Origin of the sequence: Marinobacter sp. C1S70, from assembly GCF_000475355.1 — a bacterium.
GTDB lineage: Bacteria > Pseudomonadota > Gammaproteobacteria > Pseudomonadales > Oleiphilaceae > Marinobacter > Marinobacter nauticus.
Window position 1 is genome coordinate 158,643 of the sequence record NZ_AXBW01000015.1, and the last position, 25,165, is coordinate 183,807.

27 protein-coding genes are annotated in these 25,165 nt (G+C 57.8%); 16 read left to right on the plus strand and 11 right to left on the minus strand.

All coding sequences use genetic code 11. The features are described 5' to 3' along the window. Positions 1 to 134: 134 nt before the first annotated feature. Together Q669_RS05265 and Q669_RS05270 are read left to right on the plus strand one after the other, a co-directional pair. The gene (locus Q669_RS05265) at positions 135 to 1,232 is read left to right on the plus strand and encodes a Leu/Phe/Val dehydrogenase (RefSeq protein WP_022991484.1); all 1,098 of its coding nucleotides are present in this window, start codon (positions 135 to 137) and stop codon (positions 1,230 to 1,232) included. A gap of 90 nt (positions 1,233 to 1,322) precedes the next feature. Then, a complete protein-coding gene (locus tag Q669_RS05270; protein ID WP_014422240.1) occupies positions 1,323 to 2,735 on the plus strand; it encodes a sodium-dependent transporter in 1,413 nt (470 codons plus the stop codon). A 7-nt stretch (positions 2,736 to 2,742) separates the two neighbouring features. Here Q669_RS05270 and Q669_RS05275 read toward each other — a convergent pair whose 3' ends face one another. From Q669_RS05275 to Q669_RS05285, 3 genes are read right to left on the minus strand one after another with little or no spacing between them, the layout of a single operon-like run. Then, complete coding sequence (locus Q669_RS05275) at positions 2,743 to 3,639, minus strand: NAD-dependent protein deacetylase (protein WP_011786324.1); 897 nt, start codon at positions 3,637 to 3,639, stop codon at positions 2,743 to 2,745. Between the two features lie 28 nt (positions 3,640 to 3,667). Further along, positions 3,668 to 4,219: a DUF1415 domain-containing protein gene (locus Q669_RS05280; RefSeq protein ID WP_022991485.1), complete on the minus strand. Its 552-nt coding sequence runs from the start codon at positions 4,217 to 4,219 to the stop codon at positions 3,668 to 3,670. Further along, positions 4,216 to 5,802: an ABC-F family ATPase gene (locus tag Q669_RS05285; protein ID WP_022991486.1), complete on the minus strand. Its 1,587-nt coding sequence runs from the start codon at positions 5,800 to 5,802 to the stop codon at positions 4,216 to 4,218. The genes Q669_RS05280 and Q669_RS05285 overlap by 4 nt, the downstream gene beginning before the upstream one ends. A gap of 180 nt (positions 5,803 to 5,982) precedes the next feature. Here Q669_RS05285 and Q669_RS05295 point away from each other — a divergent pair, with 180 nt between their 5' ends. Further along, positions 5,983 to 6,261: a peptidylprolyl isomerase gene (locus Q669_RS05295; RefSeq protein ID WP_008939100.1), complete on the plus strand. Its 279-nt coding sequence runs from the start codon at positions 5,983 to 5,985 to the stop codon at positions 6,259 to 6,261. 57 nt (positions 6,262 to 6,318) lie between these two features. Here Q669_RS05295 and Q669_RS05300 read toward each other — a convergent pair whose 3' ends face one another. Continuing rightward, on the minus strand, positions 6,319 to 7,146 hold the full coding sequence (locus tag Q669_RS05300; RefSeq protein WP_022991488.1) for a DUF2059 domain-containing protein: 828 nt from the start codon (positions 7,144 to 7,146) through the stop codon (positions 6,319 to 6,321). Between the two features lie 189 nt (positions 7,147 to 7,335). On the opposite strand from Q669_RS05300, the gene Q669_RS05305 reads away from it, so the two are divergent. Beyond that, positions 7,336 to 7,965: a lysozyme-like domain containing protein gene (locus Q669_RS05305; protein WP_141067148.1), complete on the plus strand. Its 630-nt coding sequence runs from the start codon at positions 7,336 to 7,338 to the stop codon at positions 7,963 to 7,965. Between the two features lies 1 nt (position 7,966). Here Q669_RS05305 and Q669_RS05310 read toward each other — a convergent pair whose 3' ends face one another. Next, a complete protein-coding gene (locus Q669_RS05310) occupies positions 7,967 to 8,866 on the minus strand; it encodes a LysR family transcriptional regulator (protein WP_011786329.1) in 900 nt (299 codons plus the stop codon). Between the two features lie 127 nt (positions 8,867 to 8,993). On the opposite strand from Q669_RS05310, the gene Q669_RS05315 reads away from it, so the two are divergent. Continuing rightward, positions 8,994 to 9,188, plus strand: a complete 195-nt coding sequence (locus Q669_RS05315) for a hypothetical protein (RefSeq protein ID WP_014422246.1) — start codon at positions 8,994 to 8,996, stop codon at positions 9,186 to 9,188. An 85-nt stretch (positions 9,189 to 9,273) separates the two neighbouring features. On the opposite strand, the gene Q669_RS05320 is transcribed toward Q669_RS05315, so the two are convergent. Further along, positions 9,274 to 10,956, minus strand: coding sequence for an AMP-binding protein (locus Q669_RS05320; RefSeq protein ID WP_022991491.1), 1,683 nt, complete (start codon positions 10,954 to 10,956; stop codon positions 9,274 to 9,276). A gap of 315 nt (positions 10,957 to 11,271) precedes the next feature. Beyond that, a complete protein-coding gene (locus Q669_RS05325) occupies positions 11,272 to 11,700 on the minus strand; it encodes an Lrp/AsnC family transcriptional regulator (RefSeq protein ID WP_014422248.1) in 429 nt (142 codons plus the stop codon). 115 nt (positions 11,701 to 11,815) lie between these two features. On the opposite strand from Q669_RS05325, the gene Q669_RS05330 reads away from it, so the two are divergent. After that, the gene (locus tag Q669_RS05330) at positions 11,816 to 12,916 is read left to right on the plus strand and encodes an arginine N-succinyltransferase (protein ID WP_011786332.1); all 1,101 of its coding nucleotides are present in this window, start codon (positions 11,816 to 11,818) and stop codon (positions 12,914 to 12,916) included. Next, entirely contained in the window at positions 12,906 to 13,706 is an 801-nt protein-coding gene (locus tag Q669_RS05335) for a DUF1338 domain-containing protein (protein WP_022991494.1), read from the plus strand. Before Q669_RS05330 ends, Q669_RS05335 begins: the two co-directional genes overlap by 11 nt. A 12-nt stretch (positions 13,707 to 13,718) precedes the next feature. Here the strand turns inward: Q669_RS05335 and Q669_RS05340 are convergent, their stop codons facing one another. Beyond that, complete coding sequence (locus Q669_RS05340; RefSeq protein WP_022991495.1) at positions 13,719 to 13,898, minus strand: hypothetical protein; 180 nt, start codon at positions 13,896 to 13,898, stop codon at positions 13,719 to 13,721. A gap of 226 nt (positions 13,899 to 14,124) precedes the next feature. Here Q669_RS05340 and Q669_RS05345 point away from each other — a divergent pair, with 226 nt between their 5' ends. From Q669_RS05345 to Q669_RS19235, 4 genes are all read left to right on the plus strand, one after another. Continuing rightward, positions 14,125 to 14,790 carry a hypothetical protein gene (locus tag Q669_RS05345; protein ID WP_022991496.1) on the plus strand — a complete coding sequence of 222 codons (666 nt, stop codon included), beginning with the start codon at positions 14,125 to 14,127 and terminating at the stop codon, positions 14,788 to 14,790. A gap of 162 nt (positions 14,791 to 14,952) precedes the next feature. Next, the gene (locus Q669_RS05350; RefSeq protein WP_022991497.1) at positions 14,953 to 16,611 is read left to right on the plus strand and encodes a L,D-transpeptidase family protein; all 1,659 of its coding nucleotides are present in this window, start codon (positions 14,953 to 14,955) and stop codon (positions 16,609 to 16,611) included. Further along, positions 16,611 to 17,066 (plus strand): hypothetical protein, encoded by a 456-nt coding sequence (locus tag Q669_RS05355; RefSeq protein ID WP_022991498.1) that lies wholly within the window; start codon positions 16,611 to 16,613, stop codon positions 17,064 to 17,066. Before Q669_RS05350 ends, Q669_RS05355 begins: the two co-directional genes overlap by 1 nt. A 129-nt stretch (positions 17,067 to 17,195) precedes the next feature. Further along, on the plus strand, positions 17,196 to 17,372 hold the full coding sequence (locus Q669_RS19235; protein WP_022991499.1) for a DUF1328 domain-containing protein: 177 nt from the start codon (positions 17,196 to 17,198) through the stop codon (positions 17,370 to 17,372). A 2-nt stretch (positions 17,373 to 17,374) separates the two neighbouring features. On the opposite strand, the gene Q669_RS05365 is transcribed toward Q669_RS19235, so the two are convergent. Next, positions 17,375 to 18,271, minus strand: coding sequence for a DMT family transporter (locus Q669_RS05365; RefSeq protein WP_022991500.1), 897 nt, complete (start codon positions 18,269 to 18,271; stop codon positions 17,375 to 17,377). A gap of 95 nt (positions 18,272 to 18,366) precedes the next feature. After that, positions 18,367 to 18,606, minus strand: coding sequence for a TIGR02647 family protein (locus Q669_RS05370; RefSeq protein ID WP_011786345.1), 240 nt, complete (start codon positions 18,604 to 18,606; stop codon positions 18,367 to 18,369). 181 nt (positions 18,607 to 18,787) lie between these two features. Between Q669_RS05370 and Q669_RS05375 the strand changes: the two genes are divergently transcribed. The 5 genes from Q669_RS05375 (at position 18,788) to Q669_RS05395 (ending at position 24,547) form a co-directional block, all read left to right on the plus strand. Next, complete coding sequence (locus Q669_RS05375) at positions 18,788 to 20,143, plus strand: dicarboxylate/amino acid:cation symporter (protein WP_022991501.1); 1,356 nt, start codon at positions 18,788 to 18,790, stop codon at positions 20,141 to 20,143. Positions 20,144 to 20,272: 129 nt separating this feature from the next. Beyond that, positions 20,273 to 20,986, plus strand: coding sequence for a lytic transglycosylase domain-containing protein (locus Q669_RS05380; protein ID WP_022991502.1), 714 nt, complete (start codon positions 20,273 to 20,275; stop codon positions 20,984 to 20,986). Continuing rightward, positions 20,986 to 21,747, plus strand: a complete 762-nt coding sequence (locus tag Q669_RS05385; RefSeq protein WP_022991503.1) for a spermidine synthase — start codon at positions 20,986 to 20,988, stop codon at positions 21,745 to 21,747. Before Q669_RS05380 ends, Q669_RS05385 begins: the two co-directional genes overlap by 1 nt. Positions 21,748 to 21,882: 135 nt before the next feature. Further along, entirely contained in the window at positions 21,883 to 23,796 is a 1,914-nt protein-coding gene (locus Q669_RS05390; protein ID WP_022991504.1) for a hypothetical protein, read from the plus strand. Positions 23,797 to 23,854: 58 nt separating this feature from the next. Beyond that, positions 23,855 to 24,547: a pseudouridine synthase gene (locus Q669_RS05395; protein WP_022991505.1), complete on the plus strand. Its 693-nt coding sequence runs from the start codon at positions 23,855 to 23,857 to the stop codon at positions 24,545 to 24,547. Positions 24,548 to 24,562: 15 nt separating this feature from the next. Here Q669_RS05395 and yeiP read toward each other — a convergent pair whose 3' ends face one another. Next, positions 24,563 to 25,129: an elongation factor P-like protein YeiP gene (yeiP, locus tag Q669_RS05400; protein ID WP_011786351.1), complete on the minus strand. Its 567-nt coding sequence runs from the start codon at positions 25,127 to 25,129 to the stop codon at positions 24,563 to 24,565. Positions 25,130 to 25,165 lie beyond the last annotated feature (36 nt).

The following is a 25,165-nucleotide window of genomic DNA, read 5'->3' on the forward strand; positions in this document are numbered from 1 at the left end:
TCCGGCCCCAAAAGGGCAACCCGACCAATCCTTCGGGAGGACACCTGAAATCGACACCCTGGCCACAAGCCAGACCGACAAAAACAAGACAGAACCTGCCGCCGGGATCCGGCTGTGCGGGAGAGGATTTCAACATGCTGTTCAGCCATCCGGAGTTCGATCACCACGAACACCTGTCGTTTTTCTGCGATGCCGAAACCGGCCTCAAAGCCATTGTCGCTATTCACAACACCTCCCGCGGCCCCGCTTTAGGCGGTTGCCGAATGTTCCCTTACGCCAGTGATGAAGAAGCGCTGCGAGATGTGCTTCGCCTGTCCAGGGGAATGACCTACAAATCGGCCCTGGCCAATCTGGACCTGGGTGGTGGCAAATCCGTGATTATTGGCGATCCGCGCAAGCACAAAACACAAGCCCTGCTGGAGGCTATGGGCAAGCACCTGGAAAGCCTGGGAGGCCATTACATTGCGGCCGAAGACTCCGGCACCAGCGTGCCGGATCTGAAAGTGATGGGGCGCCATACCCGCCATGTGGCCGGCGTTGCCTACCGTACCGGATTCGACGGCACCCCCAGTAACGGGGATCCCTCTCCTGTCACCGCTTACGGCACCTTTGTTGGCCTCAGAGCAGCAGTAAAACACCGGCTCGGCAGCAACGACCTTACCGGCCTGAAAGTAGCCATCCAGGGCATCGGTAATGTCGGGTTCCGCCTGGCCCAACACCTGAAAGACGCTGGCGCTGAACTCTGGGTGAACGATATTCACGCCGACAACATGCAGAGGGCTGTCGACCAGCTCGGCGCACACGCCGCCTCGGCGGAAGACATACTGACTCTGCCCGTGGATGTTATCGCACCCTGCGCCATGGGCGCCGTCCTGAACGACCGCAGTATTCCTGCCATTCGCGCCGGTATCGTCGCAGGCGCGGCCAATAATCTGCTGGATCGCCCGGAACACGACGCGGCACTGAAACAGCGGGGCATTCTGTACGCTCCAGACTTTGCGATTAACGCCGGCGGCATCATTGATGTGTTCTACGAACGCACAGGGGCATCCCCGGAAAAAGTGCGCGCCCATGTGGAAACCATCGGCGACACCCTGACCGAAATTTTTAACCGTTCTGACCGCACCGGGCTCCCTACCGGTGAAATTGCCAATGAACTGGCTGAAGAACGGTTCACCAAGCATGCCGCGGGTGCTGGGCTGGCGCCCCAGCGGCTGTCTCGCACCGGATAACCTGACACCGGTGCTTCCCCTTGGGAGCCGCAGTCTCTGCGGCTCCATTTTTAACCCCAGTAACAAAAACAAGACCTTCGGGAGAAAACCATGTCTGTCTCATCATCCGGTTCTGCTGCCTATTCCGGCAGCCTTGAGGGCTCCAATGCCCAGCGCGGGCTCTGGTCATCACGGCTCGCGTTCATCCTCGCGGCCACCGGTTCCGCTGTGGGCCTCGGAAACATCTGGAAATTCCCCTACGTAACCGGCGAAAACGGCGGTGGCGCTTTTGTGTTGGTCTACCTGCTGTGCATCGCCATCATCGGTATTCCCATCATGATGGCCGAGGTGATGATCGGCCGTCGTGGTGGCCACAGCCCGGTTAACAGCATCAAGGCGATCGCCCAGCGAGACGGACTGAACCCGGCCTGGAAACTGGTCGGCGCCGTGGGCATTCTTGCAGGCTTCCTGATTCTGTCGTTTTACTCGGTGATTGGTGGCTGGGCCATTTCCTACGTTGGCACCACCGCCAGCGGCCAGCTCTCCGGCCAGACCGCAGATGCCGTGGGTGCGATTTTCTCCGGCCTGCTGAGCAATCCCGGCACCCTGTTGCTGTGGCACACGGTGTTCATGGCCCTGGTGATGCTGGTGGTGGCGAAAGGTGTGCGCTCCGGCCTGGAGCGGGCCGTCAGCATTCTGATGCCGGCACTGTTTGTACTGCTACTGATTGTGGTCGGCTACGCCATGACCACCGGCCACTTTGGCCAGGCGGCAGCCTTCCTGTTCCAGCCGGACTTCTCCAAGCTCACCACCTCCGGCGTACTGGTGGCACTGGGACACGCATTCTTTACTCTGAGCCTGGGTATGGCGGTGATGATGGCTTATGGCTCCTACCTGCCCAAGAAGATTTCCATCGCCAAAACCTCCATTACCGTCTCGGTGATTGATACCGGTGTCGCCCTGCTGGCCGGCCTCGCCATTTTCCCGATTGTCTTTGCCAACGGCCTGGAGCCCGGTGCTGGCCCTGGCCTGATTTTCCAGACCCTGCCCCTGGCCTTCGGTCAGATGCCCATGGGCTCACTGTTCGGCACCCTGTTCTTTGTACTTCTGATTTTCGCCGCCTGGACCTCTGGCATTTCCCTGCTGGAACCGATCGTTGAATGGCTGGAAGAACAAAAGGGCATGAACCGCACCGTCAGTACGCTGGGTGCCGGTGTGGTGTGCTGGGCTCTGGGTATTGCCTCTATTCTGTCGCTGAACCTGTGGGCGGATTTCGCACCACTGGGCTTCATCCCGATGCTGGAAGGCAAAACCATCTTCGACCTGCTGGACTTCTTCACCGCCAACATCCTGCTGCCGCTGGGTGGGCTACTGGTCGCGCTGATGGCCGGCTGGGTAATGTCGAAACCGGCCATGGAGAAAGAGCTGGCCCTGTCACCGGGTACGTTCAACCTGTGGTTTGTCACCGTGCGCTTCATCACCCCGATTGCGGTGGGCGTGGTGTTCATCTACAACCTGATGTAAATAACGCTCACAACTGATCGAGGGAGGCCTTCAGGGTCTCCCCGATCCTCGCGTTCAGTTTCAGATCCACCAGATCCTCAGCCCGGGTCCGCCCCAGATTCAGGGTGGCAATGGGCTTTTTCCACTCGCTGGCGTAGCGGCAGAAACGGAAGCCGGAATACACCATCAACGACGAACCAATCACCAACAGGCCATCGCTCGCCTTGAGTACATCAAGCGCAGAGTACACCCTGTCCTTTGGCACATAGTCCCCGAAGAACACTACATCCGGTTTCAGGATACCGGCGCATCTGGGGCAGTCCACCGGTCGGAACTCGGAAAAATCCACATCCAGATCGGCATCCCCATCCGGTGCCGTCTCCGCTGTGTACTTCCGAAATCCGGGATTGAGCTCGGCGCAACGGTCATGTACCTCATCCCGGGGGCAACGATAGCCGCAGCCCATACACACGACTTCGTCCGCCCGCCCGTGTAGATCGGTCACCGCCCGGGTGCCCGCCTTCTGGTGAAGACGATCCACGTTCTGGGTAACCACCAGGCTGCTGTGGTTGAGCAGTTCCAGATCCGAAATGTAGTGATGGGACGGGTTGGGCGCGGCATTACGCATGACCGGCCAGCCAATCAGACTGCGCGCCCAGTAACGCTGGCGGGTGTGGAAGTCCTCCATGAACGCCTTATGCTGCACCGGTTGCTTACGCTTCCAGGCACCATCGCCATCACGATAATCTGGAATACCGGAATCCGTGCTCACGCCGGCTCCGGTGAGAATCATCAATCTTGGATGTTGTTGGATAAACTCCGCCAGCAACGCCCCGGCTTCCTTCGGGTTATGCATCACAGGCGGCGTTTCCAGCTCGGGCAAGCGCTGGCTGGAACTGAATGGGCGGGTTCGATGCTCAGTCATTTCCGTTACAACTCAGTGGCTCGGAATGTCAGGTTTCGGCGTCGGTGCACCGTTTCAGAATAGTACGCATCTTCTGCACACCGAGCTCATTCATCAACGCAATATTCCGGTCGGGAATACCATCTACGTCCGGATAGTGATCAATAGCCGCTTCCAGGCTTGCTTCCCGCAACAGGTGCAGCATGGGGTACGGTGATCGATTGGTGTAGTTTTCCGCAGCCTCTGCATCGGTGCCGGCGAACTGATAGTCCGGATGGAAACTGGCAACCTGAAAGACACCTTCCAGCTCCAGATAGCTCAGCAAGGCATCCGCGGCATCGAGAAATTCGTTGTAGGCGAAAAAATCCTGCAACACACCAGGATGGATCAACAACGTGGTTTCGACGTCCGGCTCGTCTTCCAGGCGCTGCAACTCTGACTGCAACGCCTGTAAAAGCTCATCCTCATTCTCCGCCTCGCTGACGACAAAACGCACGCGGTTCTTGACCAACTCGCGCTTGGCGAAGGGGCAGAGGTTGTAACCAACCACCACTTCTTCAACCCATTGCCGGCTGGCGCTTACAACCTGTGATTCATTCATAGGTAGCCCTGGCTCCGAAGATAATCGTCATAGGAGCCACTGAAGTCAGTCACCCCATCAGCTGTGAGCTCAATAATCCGCGTCGCCAGCGAAGAGACAAACTCACGATCATGGCTTACGAAAATCAGCGTTCCCGGATAGTTCTCCAACGCCAGGTTCAAAGCCTCGATAGACTCCATATCCAGGTGGTTGGTGGGCTCGTCCATCAGCATCACATTCGGTTTCTGAAGGATCAGTTTGCCGAACAGCATGCGGCCCTGCTCCCCCCCCGAGATTACCTTTACAGACTTGCCAATATCATCACCGGAAAACAGCATTCGCCCCAGCGTGCCGCGCACTAATTGTTCGCCGCCGGTGGTCCATTGCGCCATCCAGTCGGTGAGGGTCTCGTCGCGGGCAAAATCCGCGGTGTGGTCCTGGGCGAAATATCCAACCTCGGCACTGTCGGTCCACTTCACCTCGCCGGCATCCGGCTCATAAGCGCCAGCCAGGCATTGCAGGAGTGTGGTTTTACCAATCCCGTTCGGTCCAATAACAGCCACGCGTTCCCCCGCCTCAATCTGCAGATCCAGGTTTTTGAACAAGGGGCCTTCGTCGAAGCCCTTGGTCAGACCTTTCAGAGTCACGGCCTGACGATGCAGCTTCTTGCCCTGCTCGAAGCGGATAAAGGGACTCACGCGGCTTGAGGGCTTCACCTCTTCCAGCTGGATCTTGTCGATCTGACGGGCGCGAGAGGTGGCCTGTTTGGCCTTGGAGGCATTGGCCGAGAAGCGGCTGACAAACTGCTGCAGTTCGGCAATCTGGGCCTTCTTCTTGGCGTTATCTGACAGCATGCGCTCTCGGGCCTGGGTGGCGGCGGTCATGTATTCGTCGTAGTTGCCGGGGAACAGGCGCAGCTCACCATAATCCAGGTCCGCCATGTGGGTACATACACTGTTCAGAAAGTGACGGTCGTGAGAGATGATGATCATGGTGCTGTTGCGGGCCACCAGAATGTTTTCCAGCCAGCGGATGGTGTTGATGTCCAGGTGGTTGGTGGGCTCATCCAGCAACAGTACGTCGGGGTCAGAAAACAGAGCCTGTGCCAGCAGCACACGCAGTTTCCAGCCCGGCGCCAGAGCACTCATGGGGCCGTTGTGCTGCTCCAGAGGAATATCCAGGCCCAGCAGCAACTCACCGGCTCGGGATTCCGCGGTGTAGCCATCCATTTCGGCAAACTGTACTTCCAGGTCTGCCACGGCCATACCGTCTTCCTCACTCATCTCCGGCAGCGAATAAATGCGGTCCCGCTCCTTTTTCACATTCCAGAGTTCTTCGTGGCCCATAATCACAGTGTCCATCACTGAGCACTGTTCATAGGCAAACTGATCCTGACGGAGCTTACCCAGCCGGGTATTCGGTTCCAGCATAACCTGGCCCGCCGATGGCTCCAGATCACCACCCAGAATTTTCATCAGGGTGGATTTACCGCAACCATTCGCCCCGATCAGGCCGTAACGGTTGCCGTTGCCGAATTTGGTCGACACATTTTCAAACAGGGGCCGCGCCCCGAACTGCATGGTGAGATTGGCGGTGGAGATCAAGAAACAAACCTGTCGAAGTAGAGGCCGACGAGCGCCGGCGAAAAGAAAGCCGGCATTGTACAGGTTTGCACCAGAGACTGTGAGGCCGCAGAAACACGGACAAAAACCACTTGCCTCAGGGCGCCGCTGCGGGCAGCATTCCGGTCTGTGTTCCATTCACCCAACGACAGGAAATTGATCATGGCACAAGCAACCGCACGCCACATTCTGGTAGACAGTGAAGCCAAGTGTGAGGAACTGAAGAAAGCCATCGAAGGTGGCCAGGATTTCGCAGAAGTCGCCAAGCAGCACTCGTCCTGCCCTTCCGGCCGTAACGGCGGCGACCTGGGTTCTTTCGGGCCGGGCCAGATGGTTCCGGAGTTCGACAAAGCCGTTTTCAACAGCGAGCTCAATACTGTGATCGGCCCCATCAAGACCCAGTTTGGCTACCACCTGCTGGAAGTCACCAGCCGCAGCTGATCCGATGATTGGCCCGGCCGGTGTTCGGAATATCTCCGACGCCGGCCGGGGTGCGTCCTACTCCGATCCTGCCGGCGGTGCCATGAACCTCGATATCTGCCGTCCGATGCTTTCCACCGGCTCCATGATCGCCTGCTGAATACTGCTGGTCACAACCTGAGAAAACTGCTTACCGGCGGGGCTTTCGAGGAAGTCCAGATACAATGCCAGCTCCTGGGCGCTGATCTTGTCGTAGGTATAAAGATAGCTGTCGTAGACCTGCTGGCCGACCACACCCCGAAGCATTCCTCGCTGGTTTTCGATACGGCGCTCCAACTGCTCATAATGCATTGATTCGCTGCTGAGCGCCGACATGGCAGTGGCCAACCCCAACTGAACAGCAATGGTGGTATCCACCGCGCTTTCGGTTGCCCGGGCGGCCCGGTCGAATCGATCGAACATCTCGGCTTTGGGAGCGCCTTTGTACTTTCGATTCAATTCCGGCGCGCTGGCCTGAATCTGCGGCCAGGCTTCCGGCGCCGAGGCGGCAATCTCTGCGCTCGAAATTTTCCGGGCGACGGGTGTCTGGTACCACTCACTTACCGCCTGAAGCTGTTCGTCCGTCAGCTGTGCTTGCAGATCGGTAATGATCTGCTGCTCAATTTTGTCGGCGCTGAAACTGCTGCTCACGACATAGCCAACGGTATCCGCCACCATGGGCGGCACCTGACCGCGTTGTTTCAGCCCTTCCCGAATACCCTGGCTTAGCATCGCCGGGTATTGCTCAACAATGTCGTCAATCGGGGAGGCTTCGAGCACGCTGGCGGCATCCGGGGCCGCCTGAGCTGAGCCCGCGCCAAGCATGGCAACGACTAAAACAGGTTTAACTAGGGCCAATCGCTTCATTTACCTATCATCCTGGCTAATGCAATGACTCTCTTATGCCATGGGCCCAAGGCTGGCAGCAAGCAATCCAGGGGTTCAGGAGATGACAGTTTGGTAGGAATACGCAACAGGTCAGGCCGAAAGAAAAAGAGCCGCCATAAGGCTGAAAAAGCACGCTGGCTTCGCCTGGCCAAATGGTATGGGCCACCGGTGGCCGGCCTACTGATCGGGATCTGGGCCACGCTCCGCTTCAGCCTGCTGGCTCCGGATCCCCCGGCGAGACCGGAAAACCTTTGCGACATTTTCCGGGAGCATCCGGTCTGGTACGACTATGCCAGCGCGTCACAACAACGCTGGGGAACCCCCATTGCCACCCAGATGGCCTTTGTCTTTTACGAATCATCGTTCCGAAGCCATGCCAGACCACCGCGTACCCGGCTATGGGGTCTGATTCCGTGGGCAAGACCAACCACAGCCTTCGGTTACGCCCAGGCCCTTGATCCAGCCTGGCAGGAATACCTGGCAGCAAACGATGGTGACTGGCTGACGGTGCGCAGCGATATGAAGTATGCCCTGGATTTCGTCGGCTGGTATAACCGCCTGAGCCACCAGCAACTGGGTATCCCCTATACCGCCCCGAGGGAATTGTACCTGGCCTACCATGAAGGCAGAACCGGCTATGCCCGGCGCTCCTTCGACCGTAAGCCGCAGCTTCAGGCCCTGGCCAGCCGGGTCCGGGCCAGGGCTTACCGCTACCACAACCAGTTGCAGCAGTGCGAAGCGGAGTTCCAGTGCTGGCGCTGGTACCAGTTCTGGCCGTTCTGCTCGGCTGAAGACTGAACTACAGGGCTCCCGAAATCTCGATCACCGACTCCAGACTCTGCAAACGCTCTACCAGAAACTCCATGACCATTCTGACCCGGGCCATCTGCTGGGTATCCTGGTTTACATGGAGCCAGAGGTCGATGCTTTCGCCCTCCAGAGGATCGGACAGCCGCCGCAATTCCCTGGTGGCGTCGCCCAGGTAACAGGGCAGTACTGCCAGGCCTGCCCCGGCCCGGGCAAGGGCATGCATGGACTGCAGGCTATTGCAGCGAATCACCGACGTGACATTTTTCAGCTGTTTGCGGTACCAACGCCCCGTTGCCAGGTGGCTGAAGGATTCGTCTGGCAGTATCCAGGTACAGCCTTCCGGCTGATTCTCGATATCCATGTTCCGGTGCCGGCGGCAGTATTTTGCTGCGCCATAGACCGCGGATTCGATTGCGGCAATCCGTTCACCCTCCAGCGTTGCCTGGGGCTTGTTCTCCGGCCGAAGGGTAAGGTCGGCTTCCCGGTGGCTGAGATTAGCCACATCGTTATCGGTGAGAACTTCCAGCTCAATCTCGGGATAGGTGCGCACCATCTCGGCCAGAATCGGGCTGAGCAGTTCATTCATCATCACGTCTTCAGCGGCCACACGAACCTTGCCAACCGGTGCGGAATCATCCCCCACCAGTTTGCGCTCAAGGTTTTCCATATCGGTAGCCAGCCGTTCAGCCTCCCGAAAGGCCATTTCTCCCACGGGGGTGAGCTGCAATCCGCTCTGGTTACGCTCAAAAAATTGCACCCCCAGCGACTCTTCCATCTGATCAAGTCGCCGTAAAACAGTCGTTTGGTGAACACCCAGAATTTCACCGGCTTTTGCAAGCGTTCCGCCTATTGCAAGGGCCCTTATATATCGAAGATAATCCCAGTCCATAATCACTGCATATTTGCAACAAGGGTACGGATTTTAACGTATTCAAGCTGCAAAAAAGAATCCTTAGAATTGAACGTAAATTAAAGATAGATCGCTAACAATCCACCAGATGAAGGAGGAAGGCGCTATGACTCAGAACCATATCGCAACCGTTAAACCGCTGCCGTCCAGTATCCTCCACAACAGTACTGAGGTCAGGCGCCAGTATACCCGCGCTGCCGCAAGGCAGGCGATGCAGTTTATCAGCCGCAAGGTGCGAATTTTCAATCGCAAGGCGGTAGCCGTGGCGCAGGATATGCCCCAGGTTCAGGGCGGCCACTAAAACAGACTGCACGCCTTTCGGGGTTGCTGAATAAAAAACGCCGGCATGTTTCCATGCCGGCGTTTTTTTGTTCGCTTGTACCTGGTCAGAATTCCCAGATCACTTTGCGTTTCTGCTCAAACCACTCGTCCATCTTGCGGTTGTAGAAATCCTCGATGACATTGCGTTTGATCTTCATGGTGGGTGTGAGCATACCGTTTTCCATGGTCCAGGGTTCACGCACCACGACTACAAAAGCCACCTTTTCGTGGGACTCACATTCCGCGTTCACGGAGTCCAGTTCCTCCGCCAGCTCTTGTTCCAGCTCGCTGCGACTGCCTCCCCGCTCCAGTTCATCGCGGGCCTCCTCGGAAAGCAGTACCATCAGGCACGGCTGGGGCTGGTTGGCACCGGCCACACACACCACTTCCGCCTTGGGGTGATTGAACCGGTTCTCGATAGGCACCGGCACCACGTATTTCCCCTTTGAGGTTTTGAACAGGTCTTTAACCCGCCCGGTAATGCGCAGGCATCCATCACGGTCAATTTCACCCATGTCACCGGTTTTGAGAAAACCGTCATCCGTCAGGTCTTCCCGGGTTTTTTCCTCGTTCTTGTAATAACCGAGCATCTGGCCCGGGCTCCTCACCTGAACTTCGCCGCCCTCCCCGATCCGATGTTCAACACCCGGGTTGGCCATTCCAACGGTGCCCACCTTGGCCTGGCCCGGACGGTTGGCATGGGAATAGCCGAAGTTCTCCGACATACCGTAGACCTCCAGCAACTCCAGACCAAGGCTTCGGTACCAGCCGATGATCTCCACCGAGAGCGGAGCTGCACCGGTGAGTGCCGCCCGGCAATGATCCAGCCCCAGCTGTTTGAGCACCTTTTTCTTAACCAGCGTGTTCAGAATGGGGATATTGAACAGCAGTTTCTGCTTCTTGGGCGGCAACTTCGCATTCACCCCCAGGTAGAATTTCATCCACAGGCGAGGCACCGAGAAAAACAGGGTTGGCCGGGCCCGCTGCAGATCCTCCTGGAAGGTATCCAGCGAGTTGGCAAAGTACAGATGGAAACCGTAATACAGTGACTGGGTCTCCACCGCCGCCCGTTCGGCCACATGGGCCAGGGGGAGATAGGACAACATACGTTCGCTGGCCGATACGGGGAATAGCTGCTGCAGCCCGTCGGCAACCGAGATCATGGTCCGGAAGCTGTGCATCACGCCTTTCGGCCGCCCGGTACTGCCAGAGGTGTAAACAATGGTGGCCAGATCATCGGGATCGGGCAGTTTCGGTTTCGCCGGGGACTGTTCGGCGACAATGTCCTGCCATTTGGGCGTGTCGTCCCGAGGCGATAGCGGCAGCGAGATAATCGGTAATTGCTCGGGAATATGGCCCTTGATGTCATGCCAGCCATCGGCCGTGCCGTCGAGTTTGCCGAGAAACAGCATCTGAGCTTCACTGTGGTCCAGAATATAGGCTGCGGTCTCGCCATTCAGAGTTGGATAGAGCGGCACGCTGACGTGCCCTGCTGCCCAGATAGCCAGATCGGACAGAATCCAGTGGGCGCTGTTTTTGCCCAGAATCCCGATATTGCTTCGCTGAGGCAACCCCAGCGTGTTCAGGTGAGCGGCCATGCGCGACACCTGGTCGGCGGCTTCACGCCAGGTAATATCTTCAACGCGCCCGTCGGGGTAGGGCTGGGTCAAAAAAACGTTGTCGGGAGTATGCTCTGCCCAGTAATAAAGGCAATGCAGTGAAGTCTGCTTGTTCGGGTCTACGGCCATTGTGCGTCCTTGTTATTGTTTTCTTCCTCTCCATACTAGCCAACTTTCCGACTCCCTCAATAGCAATAACAATCCCGGTGATTGGCCGTTTAGCTCGAATCTGAGACCTGTCACTCAAAATACTTCGTGACATCCGTCAAGTCTGGTCTAGATTGAAAGTTGCAGCGTAAAGATTGTCATCACCTCAGGAGGTCGTTATGAAATCGTCAACGCGCTCTGTTCTGATCTTTCCGGCCTGGGCCCTGATTCTGGTCGGTTCCGGTGCCTTTCTCTACAGCGCCTGGGCAGGCATGCTCGGTTCCTGACCGTTAAACGCTAACGTTTGAAGCGGGTTTCCAGCACGACGGCTGAGTTGGTTCGTTCGACGCCTTCGAGATTGCCGATGTCGTCCAGCACCTTACTTAACTCCTCCAGAGTACGGGCCTGGACAATCGCTATAAGGTCATATTCCCCGCTCACGGCAAATAACTGTGCCACCTGGCTGATACGCTCCAGTTCCGTGTTGGTTCGTGCGGTCAGCTTCTGCCGGACCTTGATAGACACGTGGGCTTCCACCTGCCCTTCCAGATAATCCCCTCCCAGGATCACCGAATAGCCTCGAATGACACCGCTGGCCTCCAGCCTGGCAATGCGATTCTGAATCGTCGATCGGGACACGTGCAGTGCTTTGGCCAGTTCGGTCACACTCGTACGGGCATTGCGCCGGAGCAGGGCAAGCAGTTTCTGATCGCGACTTTCTGTCATTTTGACCCCTAAACTTATCATTTCAACAAAACAATAGATCATTTCGAACATTCTGACACTGCAAACCGGCGACTTACGCACTCATACTGATAAAAAACAATTTTGAGGTGCCGCCATGATTATTCGCCCGGTTCGTCATGACGACCTGAACGATCTGTACGAGATAGCCTGCGAGTCCGGCCCGGGATTTACTTCCCTGATGCCGGACAAAGACCGGCTATCCCGAAAAATTGAGGGCTCAATTCGCAGCTTCCGCTCACAGGCCGTCGACCACAGCGAACAACGCTACCTGTTTGTGCTTGAAGAGGAGACTTCCGGGCAGATCATGGGTACAACCGGCATTACCTCTGGAACCGGCCGGTCGCAACCGCTTTACCATTTTCGCCACAGCACCCTCACTCATCACTCCAGAGAGTTGGGGCTCCGGCGCTCCGTGGGCGCGCTCACCCGCTGCGTGCACTATCGGAACTGTACGGAGTTCTGTTCACTGTATCTGCGCCCGGCTTTTCGCCGCGCCAATGCCGGCAAATTACTCTCCAAAGTCCGCTTCGCCTTCATCGCCCAACATCTGGACCGCTTTCCGAACCTGGCCATTGCCCAGATGCGGGGTGTGGCCGATGAACACGGCCAGTCGCCCTTCTGGGACTGGCTGCGGGATCACTTTATTGATCTGGATTTCAGCCAGGTCACGCAACTGGCGGGTGCCGGTTCACTGGACTTCGTCGAGGACCTGATGCCCTCATTACCGCTCTACACTCATTTGATGAGCAACCCGGCCCGGGCTGTCATCGGTCAGGTGCATCCGGACACCAGGCCCGCGCTGGCCATGCTCAAGGCAGAGGGGTTCCGCCATCGGGGAATGGTGGATCTGTTCGACGCCGGCCCCACCGTTGAATGCCGGACAGATAACATCCGTAGTGTCCGGGGAGCTGCACTGATGTCGGCAGAGATCAGCACAACCGGAAACCAACACCTTCCAGACACAGGCCGCCCGGTGCTTGTGACCAATACCGGGCTCGAGGACTTTCGAGCGATGGTTGTGAATACAGACATTCACGCCCTGGCCAGCGGACGGATCGAGCTTTCAACCAAGCAGGCCGATGCGCTGGGCCTCAGTGTGGGCGCATCGGTACGAACCCTGCCCCTGGGCCAGCAAGCCATTCCGGCGGCCTCAATCCATGTCACAGATTCTGCGGAGGTTCACTATGCACTCTGACGTCGACACCCTGTTTCGCGCGCTCTGGGAAGACTACCGGGCCGTAACACCTTCGGCAGACCGCATTCATGGCCTGCTGGCCGAGCGCGAGAACACCGCCATCGTCAATGATCACATCGCCCTGAGAACCTTCAACCTGGCGCCGGTGGGTCTGGACGCCCTGGCTGCGCATTTCCTGGCTTTAGGTTACCAACCCGGTGGCGAATACCATTTTGAAGCCAAGAAGCTCTATGCCCGGCATTACGAGCACCCGGACCCGGAGGTGCCAAAAGTGTTTATCTCCGAACTGCTGGTCGAACAATGCTCAGACCAGCTGCAAGCGGTGGTGCAGGGTCTGGTAGACCAGATCGACCCGAAAAGAGTGCAGGCTGATGACTTTCTCTACTCAGGTCGACACTGGCATCTGGATTACTCAACCTATCGACAGTTGCTTGAGGAAAGTGAATACGCCGGCTGGCTGGCAGCCTGGGGCTATCGCGCCAACCACTTTACCGTGAGCATAAACCACCTGGACACGATTCACTCGGTACCAGACATCAACACGCTGCTGAAAGAACAGGGTTTTTCCGTGAATGCCAGTGGTGGAGAAGTGAAAGGTTCACCGCAGGACTGCCTGGAACAGTCGTCCACTATGGCCGACCGTGTTACCGCGCACTTTACCGACCAGGACGCAGTCATTCCGAGCTGCTTTTACGAATTTGCCAAGCGCTACCCAATGGCCAACGGCAAACTCTATAGCGGTTTTGTTGCCGCCTCCGCCGATCGGATTTTCGAGAGCACCCATAGTTAAACCAGGGAAGGCTTAAGGCCAGCCTTCCTCACCCAGCAGCGGGACAAACCGTACATCGCCGTAGCTCGCCTGCTCATACTCGGAATCCGACAGCCGGGTGATGCAGAGCAGTTGCTGAAGGCCGCCCTCTGTGCCCACCGGAATCACCAGCCGCCCGCCGACAGCCAGTTGCTGCTTGAGGGCCGCTGGCACCGGACCATGGCCCGTCGGATATCACTCAGATCCTGTCCGTCTTTGTTCATAAGGCGTCCCTCCTCATGCTTACCTGTCGTTACAAAGGCATAACTTTTTTACAACAGTGCGAACACCCGGGACTGACTACTTTTTAACCATAGGTTACTCCCGATACCGACACAGGAGAACCAGACAACAACAAAAAGATCAGGGCCCATAAACCGGCCCGAATGGAGCGCAGACCATGTCAACATCCGTGGATCATCTTCAGGAACGTACCCAGGACGCCAGCGACCTGCTAACGGACATCGTACCCTCGGCCATTACTCTCGCCACCATGCTACGCCACCGGAAAATGGCGGCCTGGTTGCGGGAAGAATTTGATGGCTACACCGACAAGGACAAGGCCCCGCCCTACCGACGCGACCTGCCCGGTCACATTGTTGCAAAATCACCCCAGTACGGCTGGATTCCAGCGCCGGTAGATGAGCGCCAGACCGCGGAATACGGTCACCTGGACCTTCCGGAGGGCATCAAGTCCCTGGAGCAGGTGTGCCTGAACTGCAAGAAAGGCAATGGTCACCGGGCGTTGCTGGACAAAGACGACATGGCCCATGTGCAAAAGCAAATCAACCTCAAGGCGGAACTGGCGATCAATCTCAGCCGTGAAGTGTACTGCCGCCTACTGCGCACCATCCGCTCAGCGATCTACCTCTGGACAGAGTCCCTGACCGAGGCCGGCATGACCGGGGAACACAATCATTACAGCCCGGAAGAGCGCAAGACCGTAGAGCACCTGGACACCCCTGAGGTTTTCTGGCGCCAGGCCATGGAGCAGGTGGATGAACTGCCTGTGCCCGATGTCAGGGAACTGGGTTTCCTTGAACGTATGTTTGGGCGCGCCGGCTAAGCCCCAGCCATTGCCGCCCGCAGCGTCGGGCGGCAGAAGCCAACCGCGATTTGCCCCTACCGGGATTGAACGATCAGGCTATACTGCCGTCAGATAGACTGCCCAGGCATTACGGACACCACAGGGACAGCCTTTGATCGTACACCGCAATGGAGGCGCAGAATGCAGGAAGCTCGTTACCCACTCACCCTGTACTGGCTTCTCCTGGCTCTGGTGTTTGCGGTTCCGGCCAGGGCCCAGGGCAATGATGGACTGATCAACCGCATTGAAGCCCTGCAGGCTGGTTACCCGGTATTGGTGCTGGAATCCCGGCTATATGCCAAGGAAGCACTGACGCGATTCTACGAAGCCAGAGGGTACACGCTGGCCTGGGAGGACCCGAGCAATCGCAGGGAATTACTCGAAGCCATCCGGGCAGTGGCCGGTGACGGTCTCAACCCCCGCGACTACCACTACGACACCCTTGCAGCACTCGCCCTGAAAGACCTGAATGACGGCGCCGAGGAATTACAGACCGACCTTGACCTTGTGCTCTCGGATGCCTTCCTGCTACTGGCGTCCCACCTGCACCACGGCAAGGTCAACCCCACAACCATCCATGCGGAATGGACCGCCAACCGCCAGCAAAGGGAGATGCAGTCGGTCTTGGCCGAAGCCCTGGCCAGCGGCACCGTCTACACCACTCTGCAGGATCTCAAACCCCGCTCTGCGGCCTACCATCAACTGGTACAACGACGCAAAGCGCTGAATGAACTGATCAGCGCAGAGTGGCCAGCTATCGCTTCAGGGCCAAGCATCCGACCAGGCGATACCGATAGCCGGATACCTGACATTCGTCGCCGCCTGGAACTGTTGGGGGACCTCTCCGGCGACCCACCTGAAGCCTCGAACCACGAACAATACGACGACGCCCTCGCCACTGCGATCCCGTTATTCCAGGCCCGACAGGGCCTGGAACCAGACGGAATCGTCGGCCCAGACACCCTGACAGCGCTGAACCTGTTGCCCCTGGAACGGATATACCGCCTCGACGCCAACCTGGAACGCTGGCGGTGGTTACCGGAATCCCTGGGAGAAACCTATGTCGTCGTCAACATCGCCGGTTTTGAGCTGGTGCTCGTAGAGAACGGCGAGCAGGTCCACCGCCAACGGGTAATTGTTGGCAGGCCATACCGGCAGACGCCAGTATTCAGCGATCGCATTCGCTACCTGGTGTTCAATCCGACCTGGACGGTACCCCGGAAGCTGATGATCGAAGACCAGCTACCGATCATACGGTCAGATCCGGAGTATCTGGAGCGCCTGGGCTTCAAGGTTTTCAGGGGCTGGGGCGCAAACCAGAGCGAAGTCGATCCAGCAGAAATCGACTGGACGGAACTCTCGAAGAACAACTTTCCCTACCAACTGATTCAGCAACCCGGCCCCCAGAATGCGCTGGGCCAGGTCAAATTCATGTTCCCGAACCGGTACGATATCTACCTCCACGATACACCGGCGCAATCGCTGTTCACTCGTCTGGAGCGAACCCTGAGCTCCGGCTGCATCCGTCTGGAACGCCCCTTTGAGCTGGCCGAACGATTGCTGGCCAGCACCAACGGATGGAACAAGAGGCGAATTGAGCAGACCCTGGCAACCGCCGAACCGGCAACCGTAGTGCTATCGGAACCGGTGCCTGTGTACCTGCAATACTGGACCACCTGGATTGATCCGGCCGGCGTTCTCCAGTTCCGGAACGATGTGTATGATCGTGACCGACGTTTGCTGCAGGCACTGCGTGCAGATTCTGAGGGTGAAGCGTCACTGACACCAAGGAGCCTCTGATGAGACTGAAGCTTACAATGCTGGCGATCTTGGCCATCGCACTGTCCGCTTGCCAGAACCTTCCAGATGCAAAGGAAGGAGCCAACCGTAATGTTGTTTTTCTCAAGGCCACACACTGCCTGGAGGAACCCGTCGGCGACCAGGATCGTATTCATTTTGGCCCCTGCCTGAAGATTACCGACATCAATGGAGAAGCGCCGACCGTGCGCAGCGACGGCTTTATCGAGCTGCCCGTTGCCCGGCCAATGACCATCGGCACCAGCTGTGTCTACCGCCATGCCGATGGCACGCCCATTCCTGCAACCGTGGGCACCGCTGAGTTTCAGGTGGATAGCACTACGTTCCCGGATGGCGGCAAGCGTTGGTACCTGCACGCCCATGAGCAAGCAAGAGGGGTGGTTGGCTGCCAGCCAACACTCTCCACGTCGGTGTTTCCGACCCGAAAAACGGACTGACAAGAACTCTATTGCGGCGATGGCCAAATGACGGGGCCGTTACCATCCCTCCACAAAGCCCGCTGAAAATTGCGTACCGGGAAGCCCTGTGCCACGGTTAAAGCGTAACCCTTGAATGGAGGACAGGAAATGCTCTATTGGGCTATTGTTTGTCTCGTTATTGCAGTGATCGCAGGAATTCTGGGTTTTGGCGGTATTGCGGGCACAGCAGCCAGCTTCGCGAAGATACTGTTTTTCGTCTTTCTGGTGCTTCTGGTAGTGTCGCTGGTCGTTAACGCCCTGCGCGGTAAGGGGCCAAAAGTATAGCATCAGCGATTTAACGGTCGTGGCCCTCCGGTAACCACGAGGGCCACCCCGGCTACCGCTACCACGCCCCCGGCAATGGCCAACGGACCCAACCGCTCATTGAACAGAATAAAGGCTTCCAGTGCCGTTACCGGTGGCACCAGATAAAACAGACTGGCCACCTGCGAAGCCGCACCACGACGAATAAGCCACATCAGAATCAGAATGGCACTCACCGACAGCCCGAACACCAGCCATCCCAGGGCCAGACTGAATTGCAGTGTCCATTCGATATGCCGGGTCTCCAGGGTGAAGGCACCAATGGCGAAGAACGCCGCAGCCGCCGTATACTGAATCATGGTGCCCGATATCAGATCCACTCCGGTTCCGAAGCGCTTCTGATAGACCGTACCCAAGGAAATGCCGATTAACGACAAGCCTGCCCAGAGTATGGTGACCGGTGAAAAACTACCGCCATTGGCACCGCTGCCCAGCTTTTCCGCCAACACCAACGCCACCCCGGCCAGCCCCATGACCAGCCCCAGCCACTGCCTGCCAGCAACCGACTCCCGCAGAATCAGAACGGCTGCCAACGCTGTTACCAGCGGTTGAAGACCAACAATCAGTGAGACCAGGCCTGAAGGCATGCCCTGATCGATGGCATAGAACACCCCGCCCAGATAGGTTCCCTGCACCAACAACCCGGTAATCGCCAGATGTCCGGCCCCACGCCAGCCCGGCCAACGGGATTTCATGGCCACGGCGAGAATAGCCAACGGCACCAGCGTCAGCAGCATACGGATCAGCAGCAGGGTAAAGGGTTCCGCATAAGGCAGACCATACTTGGCGCCAATGAACCCGGTGCTCCACAACCAGACAAACAGGGCGGGCACAAAAAAGGAGTAATAGATCGGTGGCATAAGTCCCGGCAGAGGCTGGAAAAAGAGCCTCGACTATACCCGGCCAATCAGGCCGGGAACAGGTACAGCCTTGCCATTACAGAGACACAGTCACCCTATGGGGCGGTGAGCATTGTCTGAAGCTTCTGGGTAAACTCCACCGCTTCGCAACCAAGCGGGGTCAGGTAACCACCATCCTTCTGGCTTATCAGCCCTTTGGCAAACAAGGATTCCGCCGCGCGCAGCGTTTCCGGCGCCGCACTGTGAGCGTGCACCTTGATGCCCTCCTGGGTAGAGGCGGACGGAAACTGCAGTAACAGGTTCAGCTCAGCAAGGTGGTTCGGAGAGAACGGCATAAAAGCTCCTTATCGTCAGCGTTCTCTGCAGTTTAGCCCAAACAGTCGTGGACCGAAGCAGAATCACAAAGAAATTGATCCAGATGCATAGTTTGCCTGACTATCCTAAAGTTATTGTCTTCAAAGGCCCGATCCCTGCCTGTCACCGGCACAGAAAAACGGCAACACGGACACGTTGATCATGGATAACACACCAGCTCAGACCACCGACAATGCACCTCGTTCGCTGCGCCATCTGAGCGTCTACCTGGCCACACTGGTCAAAGGCAGGCTTTGGCTTAAAGTGCTCATTGGCATGGGGCTTGGTCTGGTGGTGGGCACCCTGCTTGGTCCTTCGGTCGGCCTGGTCGAACCGGACACGGGCACCTTGATCGGTAACTGGCTGGCGTTTCCGGGGCAACTCTTCCTCGCCACTATACAGATGATCGTCATACCACTGGTGATTGCCTCGGTGGTGCGAGGACTGGCCGCCAGCGACAACCTGGAACAACTCCGGAAAATGGGTACCCGGGTTACCCTGTTTTTTGTCATTACAACCGCCATTGCGGCCACCATCGGCCTCTGGGTGGGCGGCCTGGTTAACCCGGGAGATCTGATGACCGGCCTGACCACACCGCCAGCCGATGCCGCGCCGGTGGCCGCCGACATCCCCGGCCTGGACGCCATCCCCCAGACACTGATTGGACTTCTGCCCGGCAACCCCCTGGACGCCATGGTGGAAGGGCAGATGCTGCAGGTGGTGATTTTCTCCATCATCATCGGCGTTGCGCTGGTCAGTATGTCGGGCGACAAAGCCAAGCCGATGCTCGACCTGCTCGATTCACTGCAGCAAATCTGCATGACCGTGGTTCGCTGGGCCATGCGCCTCGCCCCCTATGCCGTGTTTGGCCTGATGGCACAACTGACGACTACCCTGGGTTTTCGTGCCATGATTGGCATGGCCTCGTATGTGGCAACGGTGCTGTTCGGCCTCACCGTCCTGATGGGGTTTTATCTGGTCATTCTCAAACTGCTGGCAGGTGTACGGCCACTGCAGTTCCTGAGGGATACCCGTGATGTCTTGCTGCTGGCATTTTCGACCTCCAGCTCCGCCGCTGTCATGCCCCTGTCTATCCGCACCGCAGAGGACAAACTGGGGGTGCGCCCGTCGGTTTCCCAGTTTGTAATCCCCCTGGGCGCCACCATCAACATGAATGGCACTGCGCTTTATCAGGCCGTCGCGACCGTTTTCCTGGCCCAGGTCTACGGCATCGACCTCAGTGTTGGCAGTATGGCCCTGGTGGTCGCCATGGCAGTAGGTGCCTCCATAGGGTCGCCGGCTACCCCGGGGGTCGGCATTGTCATTCTGGCAATGGTACTGCAATCGGTGGGTGTACCAGCCGCAGGCATTGCCTTGATCATGGGCGTGGACCGAATCCTGGATATGTGCCGAACCGCCATCAATGTGACCGGCGACCTGGTTGCCTGCCGGCTGCTGGAGAACTGGTCGGGCAAGCGACTTCCGCCGCCAGCCGGACCGATTGCCGGCGATGCCTGAAGACAACGGCCAATTTGTGACCCCATGAACAATCGGTATCATGAAGGCACGAAACTCCTACACTTGAACGGCCATCTACCGCGATAATAGACGTAGTGTGTCATTCAGAAACAAAGCTTCGGGTTCTTGATGAATTTCAGCGGTACATCCCTGACAACCAGAGTCACCATTGCCCTTGTCACCGGACTCCTTCTCGCGACAGCTACGGCCCATGCCGACAGCATCAAACGCATCGTGCATCCGGACGGACGGGTGGAATTCACCAATGTGAAAAGCAAAAGCCAGCCACGAGCCTCCACCAAGAGTGAAACCGTGTATCGTTACACCGACGAACACGGTGTCGTGGCCTACAGCAGCCAGCGCCCGGGCAACGCCGACTTCGATGTTATCCGCTTCCACTGCTACGCCTGTGACCCGGAATCCAGCGTCGACTGGCACAAAACGCCATTGTTCCTGAGCCCCTATCGCAGTGAAATCCAGACCGCGGCAGCTGAATTCAATGTTGACCCGGCCCTGGTGCGAGCCGTTATACATGCCGAGTCTGCCTTCAACCCCAAGGCCATTTCACCGGTCGGTGCCCAGGGACTGATGCAGCTGATGCCGGGGACGGCACAGGAACTGGGCGTAAAAGACCCACTGGAGGCCAGCGAAAACATCCGCGGCGGTGTCGACTATCTGGCCAAAATGCTCAAACGCTTTAATGGCGACACTCGCCTGGCGACCGCCGCCTATAACGCCGGCCCCGGCGCCGTTGGCCGCTACAGGGGCATTCCGCCTTACGCGGAAACCAAAGCCTACGTGGAACGTGTAGGTATCCTGCACCAGCGCTACGCCGCCAACTGATGGGCACCATCATCAAACGGCCCGATATCAAGGGCGATATCGTGCATGTCGCCAACGACCGCTACGGCAATATTCTGGTGATTGATGATCGCAAACACCGGATTCTCAGTTTTGATTCCGTGTTTGAGCAAAGCAAAATTCTGCGTCGGGCACCCCATGTTCCCGTCCACGAATACAGCCGTGCCATGCTGCTGCCCATTGCCTTCGCCAGGCCCGACCACATCACTGTGCTTGGTTTGGGTGCAGGCGTCGTCGCCCACGGCATACACCGCCTGTTACCCGACAGTCAGGTTCATGTGGTGGAGTTGCGTCAAAAGGTGTTCGAGACCGCACGGGACTGGTTCTCGTTCCCGCAACATGAGCGCCTTCATGTCACCGTCGCCGATGCCTGGCATACACTGGAAACGCTTCCGGGGGCCAGCACCGCCATGATTGTCACGGATCTGTACAGCGCAGACCGGATGTCGCCCCTTCAAGCGCAACGCCGGTTCATCAAGGCCTGTGCCCGGGCACTCAAACCTGACGGCTGGCTCGTTCTGAACTATCACCGCATGCCGGAGCCGGACGGTAACCTGCTGCGCGAGCTGAAACGCCAGTTCCCGTGTCTGCTCACCTTCAAAAGCAAAACCAACAACTGGGTTATCTATGGCTGCAAGCGGGTGTTTGATCCCTGGCAGATACCCGACTCAGTCCTCAAGGCATTGGAAGAACAACTGCCGGTTGGATGGCCCGCGCTGATGAAAAAAATCCGGGTCTTATAAAATCCGCCCTGCCGACCACGAAAAATCTTACTCCGTTTTACATTTTTTTATGTAATTGCCGGTAATTGTTCATAGTTTTCAGGCTAAACTCTGCGCCTCTCTACACCCTCTCTTACTCATGTAAAGGAACAAAGCATGGCATTTGAGTACGGAGCTCAAAAACTCAACATCCGGAATCCATTCCGGTTCGAAGGGCTGGTCCGGTCCATTCGTGGTGCAATTCTGCTGGCGATTGGCGTCTATCTCCTGTTTCAGATTCAACCCCTGCTTGGTACCGACAAACCCAGGGCCTGGGTTAACCTGTTGATCGGCGGCCTGTTTGTAACGGGCGGGTTGAAGGCGCTGGGCGGAGGCCTGTTCCAGGTCATGCGTTTCTTCGTGGGCCGCGCCGCGCCGGCCTCACTGGCCAAAAACGTTGCCCGTGAAGCCGTGAACGAACGCGAGCCGACCCTGTATAACTCTAAAATGCTCCACAACATGCTCATGAGCAAGAGCAACCCGACCTTTATCGAGCCCACCGGCTGGTTCGCCCGGGCGGTTCACTCGGTCTTTCCCAACCTGATTGTCACGCCCTGGCCAATTCGCAACGTCGCTCAGAATCTGGCCATGAAACTGACCAAGAGTTTCGTGGCCATCGCCGCCTTTCTGGTGGCCAGCCTGGTGGTCACCATGGTGTTCTCAGGCACCGAAGGTGCGGATGTTGGCAGCACGGTTATCTCACTGATCCTGCAAGCGTCATTGCTGGTGTACCTGGGGCTGTTGTGGGTCAAACTCGGCAACCCGCTGTCCCGCAGTAACATGACCAGCCTGAGCCAGACCACCAGCAAGGGACTGGCGCTGGTGATCATTGGTGCCATCGCAGTGCCCATCCTGACTGCCCAGGGCTGGCTTGGCTTCTGGGACAGTCTGCACGTCAGTGCCCGCCAGGATTTGGCCGGCCTGATGCCCCTGCTTGAACCGGTTTTCCGTACCGGGTCCCTGCTGACCCTGACTATCGTCTGTGCTCTGACGACAGCGGCCATTGCGGTGGTTTTGATCAAAGCACGCATTGGCATGGTGCCCATCGCAACCAGCAGCTCTGAACTCAACAATAGCTGGCGATTCGATCTGCACCCACGCCAGATCTTCACGACGCTGCGCGACCTGGTGTTGATGCAAAAACGTCAGCAGGAGCTGCCGAACCGGGTATATCTGGACAGCAACGACACCGGTGATGCCAACCGGGAGAATGAGCAGTTCAACGGCGACCTTCTGGTCGAAATACAGCCTGTTGTCGAAGACCGCGAAGAGCCAAAATCCCTGCGCTGGGCCCGGGCAAGCGGAACCATCGCTGGCCAGATACTCCTGTTGGCGGGTGCCCTGCTGCTCTGGCTGGGTGCCGATCGCGTGATGGACCATGTTTACGCTCTGGATCAGCTTCGCGCTACCCGGCTCGATGTCGACCAGGCATTGAACCTGCTGTTCGTCCCCGCGGGCGCCACGGCCGCCATCCTGCTTGCCAGCTTGCTATTGCTCGGCTTCGGCCGGACACTGTCCAGAATCTGCCATCTGTTCTGGGCCGAGATCTTCTTTAAGTCCAACCTGTTCGATATGCACTGTGAAGGCACGGTGATGCGGGCAACTCATTACCGCGGCGCCGACCGTCACAGTGCGTCCAGTGAACAGGATGTATTCAGTTTCGACGCCACCTACTTCGCTCTGGCAACTGAAGCGGTCAGCTCAACGTTTGCAGTCTCTGGCCAGCAAAACCTGGAGCAGCCGAGGTATCTGCTGTCCCTGTCGCCATGCGATGGATTCATCAACAGCGTGGTTGGCGACCTGGAAGACCAGTTCCGTCGCCGCAACGACGAAATAAAGAACGAAAAGCAGGCCGACCGCGAACAGCGGCTCGACTATATCCGCCAGGAGCAGGAAGCGCGCAGAACCGGGGATATGGCTGCCCAGGGCCTGGTTGCACCAGAGCAGCGGGCATCACTGGAATCAGACGTGGTGTCCGATCAGGACCGTGAGAAGATTGCCCGCTGGGAGGGCGACACAGCCGATAACTGATGGCAAATCGGACAGCACACCAGGAGCTCTTCGGAGCTCCTTTTTTGTCGGGCACAACATGAAACTCTTACGGATACTCACCAATCAGAACGGTATTAGCCGCCGACAGGCCAAGGCCCTGCTCGCCGCCGGCCGTGTTCAGGTCGATGGCGAGCACTGCCATGATCCGGACCTGGACATCCAGCGGTTTCGTGAAGTGTGCGTTGACCAGCGAATCATCCAGAGCGCGGCCCCTGCGTATTACCTGATGCTGAACAAACCATCGGGCTATCTGAGCGCCACCCGCGATGACCAGCACCCCACCGTTATGGAACTGATTGACCCATCGCTTCGGCCGCATGTGCACATTGCAGGGCGACTGGACAGGGCAAGCACCGGACTATTGATCCTCAGCAGTGACGGAGTCTGGAGCCGACGGCTGACCGAACCGGCGGTCAAAATCCCCAAGGTGTACCGGGTAACCACGGCTTACGCCATCTCACCGGAGACAGAGAATCGGTTCAGGGAAGGCATCTGGTTCGAGTACGAACAACTCAGAACCTCGCCCGCGTCGCTGGAGCCATTGGGGGAGCGGGAAGTACGGCTGACGATCTACGAGGGCCGCTATCATCAGGTGAAACGCATGTTTCACGCCGTGGGCAACCGGGTGATCTCATTGCACAGGGAAAGCATGGGCGGGCTGACTGTGGATGGGCTAGAGCCAGGCAGCTACCGCCATCTCAGCGCACAAGAGGTCAGCTCAATCGGCTGACCTCTTGCCATATCATCAGGCGCGGCTGAGGAATTTGCGCTCTTCCACGTTCACGCGAATTCGGTCACCCGTGGAAATGTGCTCAGGAACCTGTACCACCAGGCCTGTGGTCAGGCGGGCGGGTTTGGTTCTGGCGGTTGCCGAGCCACCCTTGATGGACGGGTCGGTTTCCTCAATGGTCAGTTCCACCGTCGGCGGCAGGTCAATGGCCACCGGATTTTCGCTGACCAGAATCACCATTACCCCTTGGGTGTCCTCAGTGATGAACAGCAACTCATCCTCAATGGCACTGCGGTTGAGCATGTACTGAGTAAAATCTTCTGTATCCATGAACACATACTCATCACCATCAGCGTAGGAGAAGGTCGCTTCCCGGCGCACCAGATCCGCCAGATTGAGCATGTCCGAGTCCTTGAAGGTCTCATCCAGTTTCTGGTTGGTGACCACATCGTACATGCGCATCCGGTAAAGGCTGCCTCCGGCACGGCCCTGGGGCACGGAGCGCTCGATATCCTTCACGAAATAGACGCGGCCTTCGTATTCAACCGCCTGATTCTTTTTGATTTCACTTGCTTTAGGCATGACATCCGGTTCCAGAATAGTTAGTCATCACGGGCG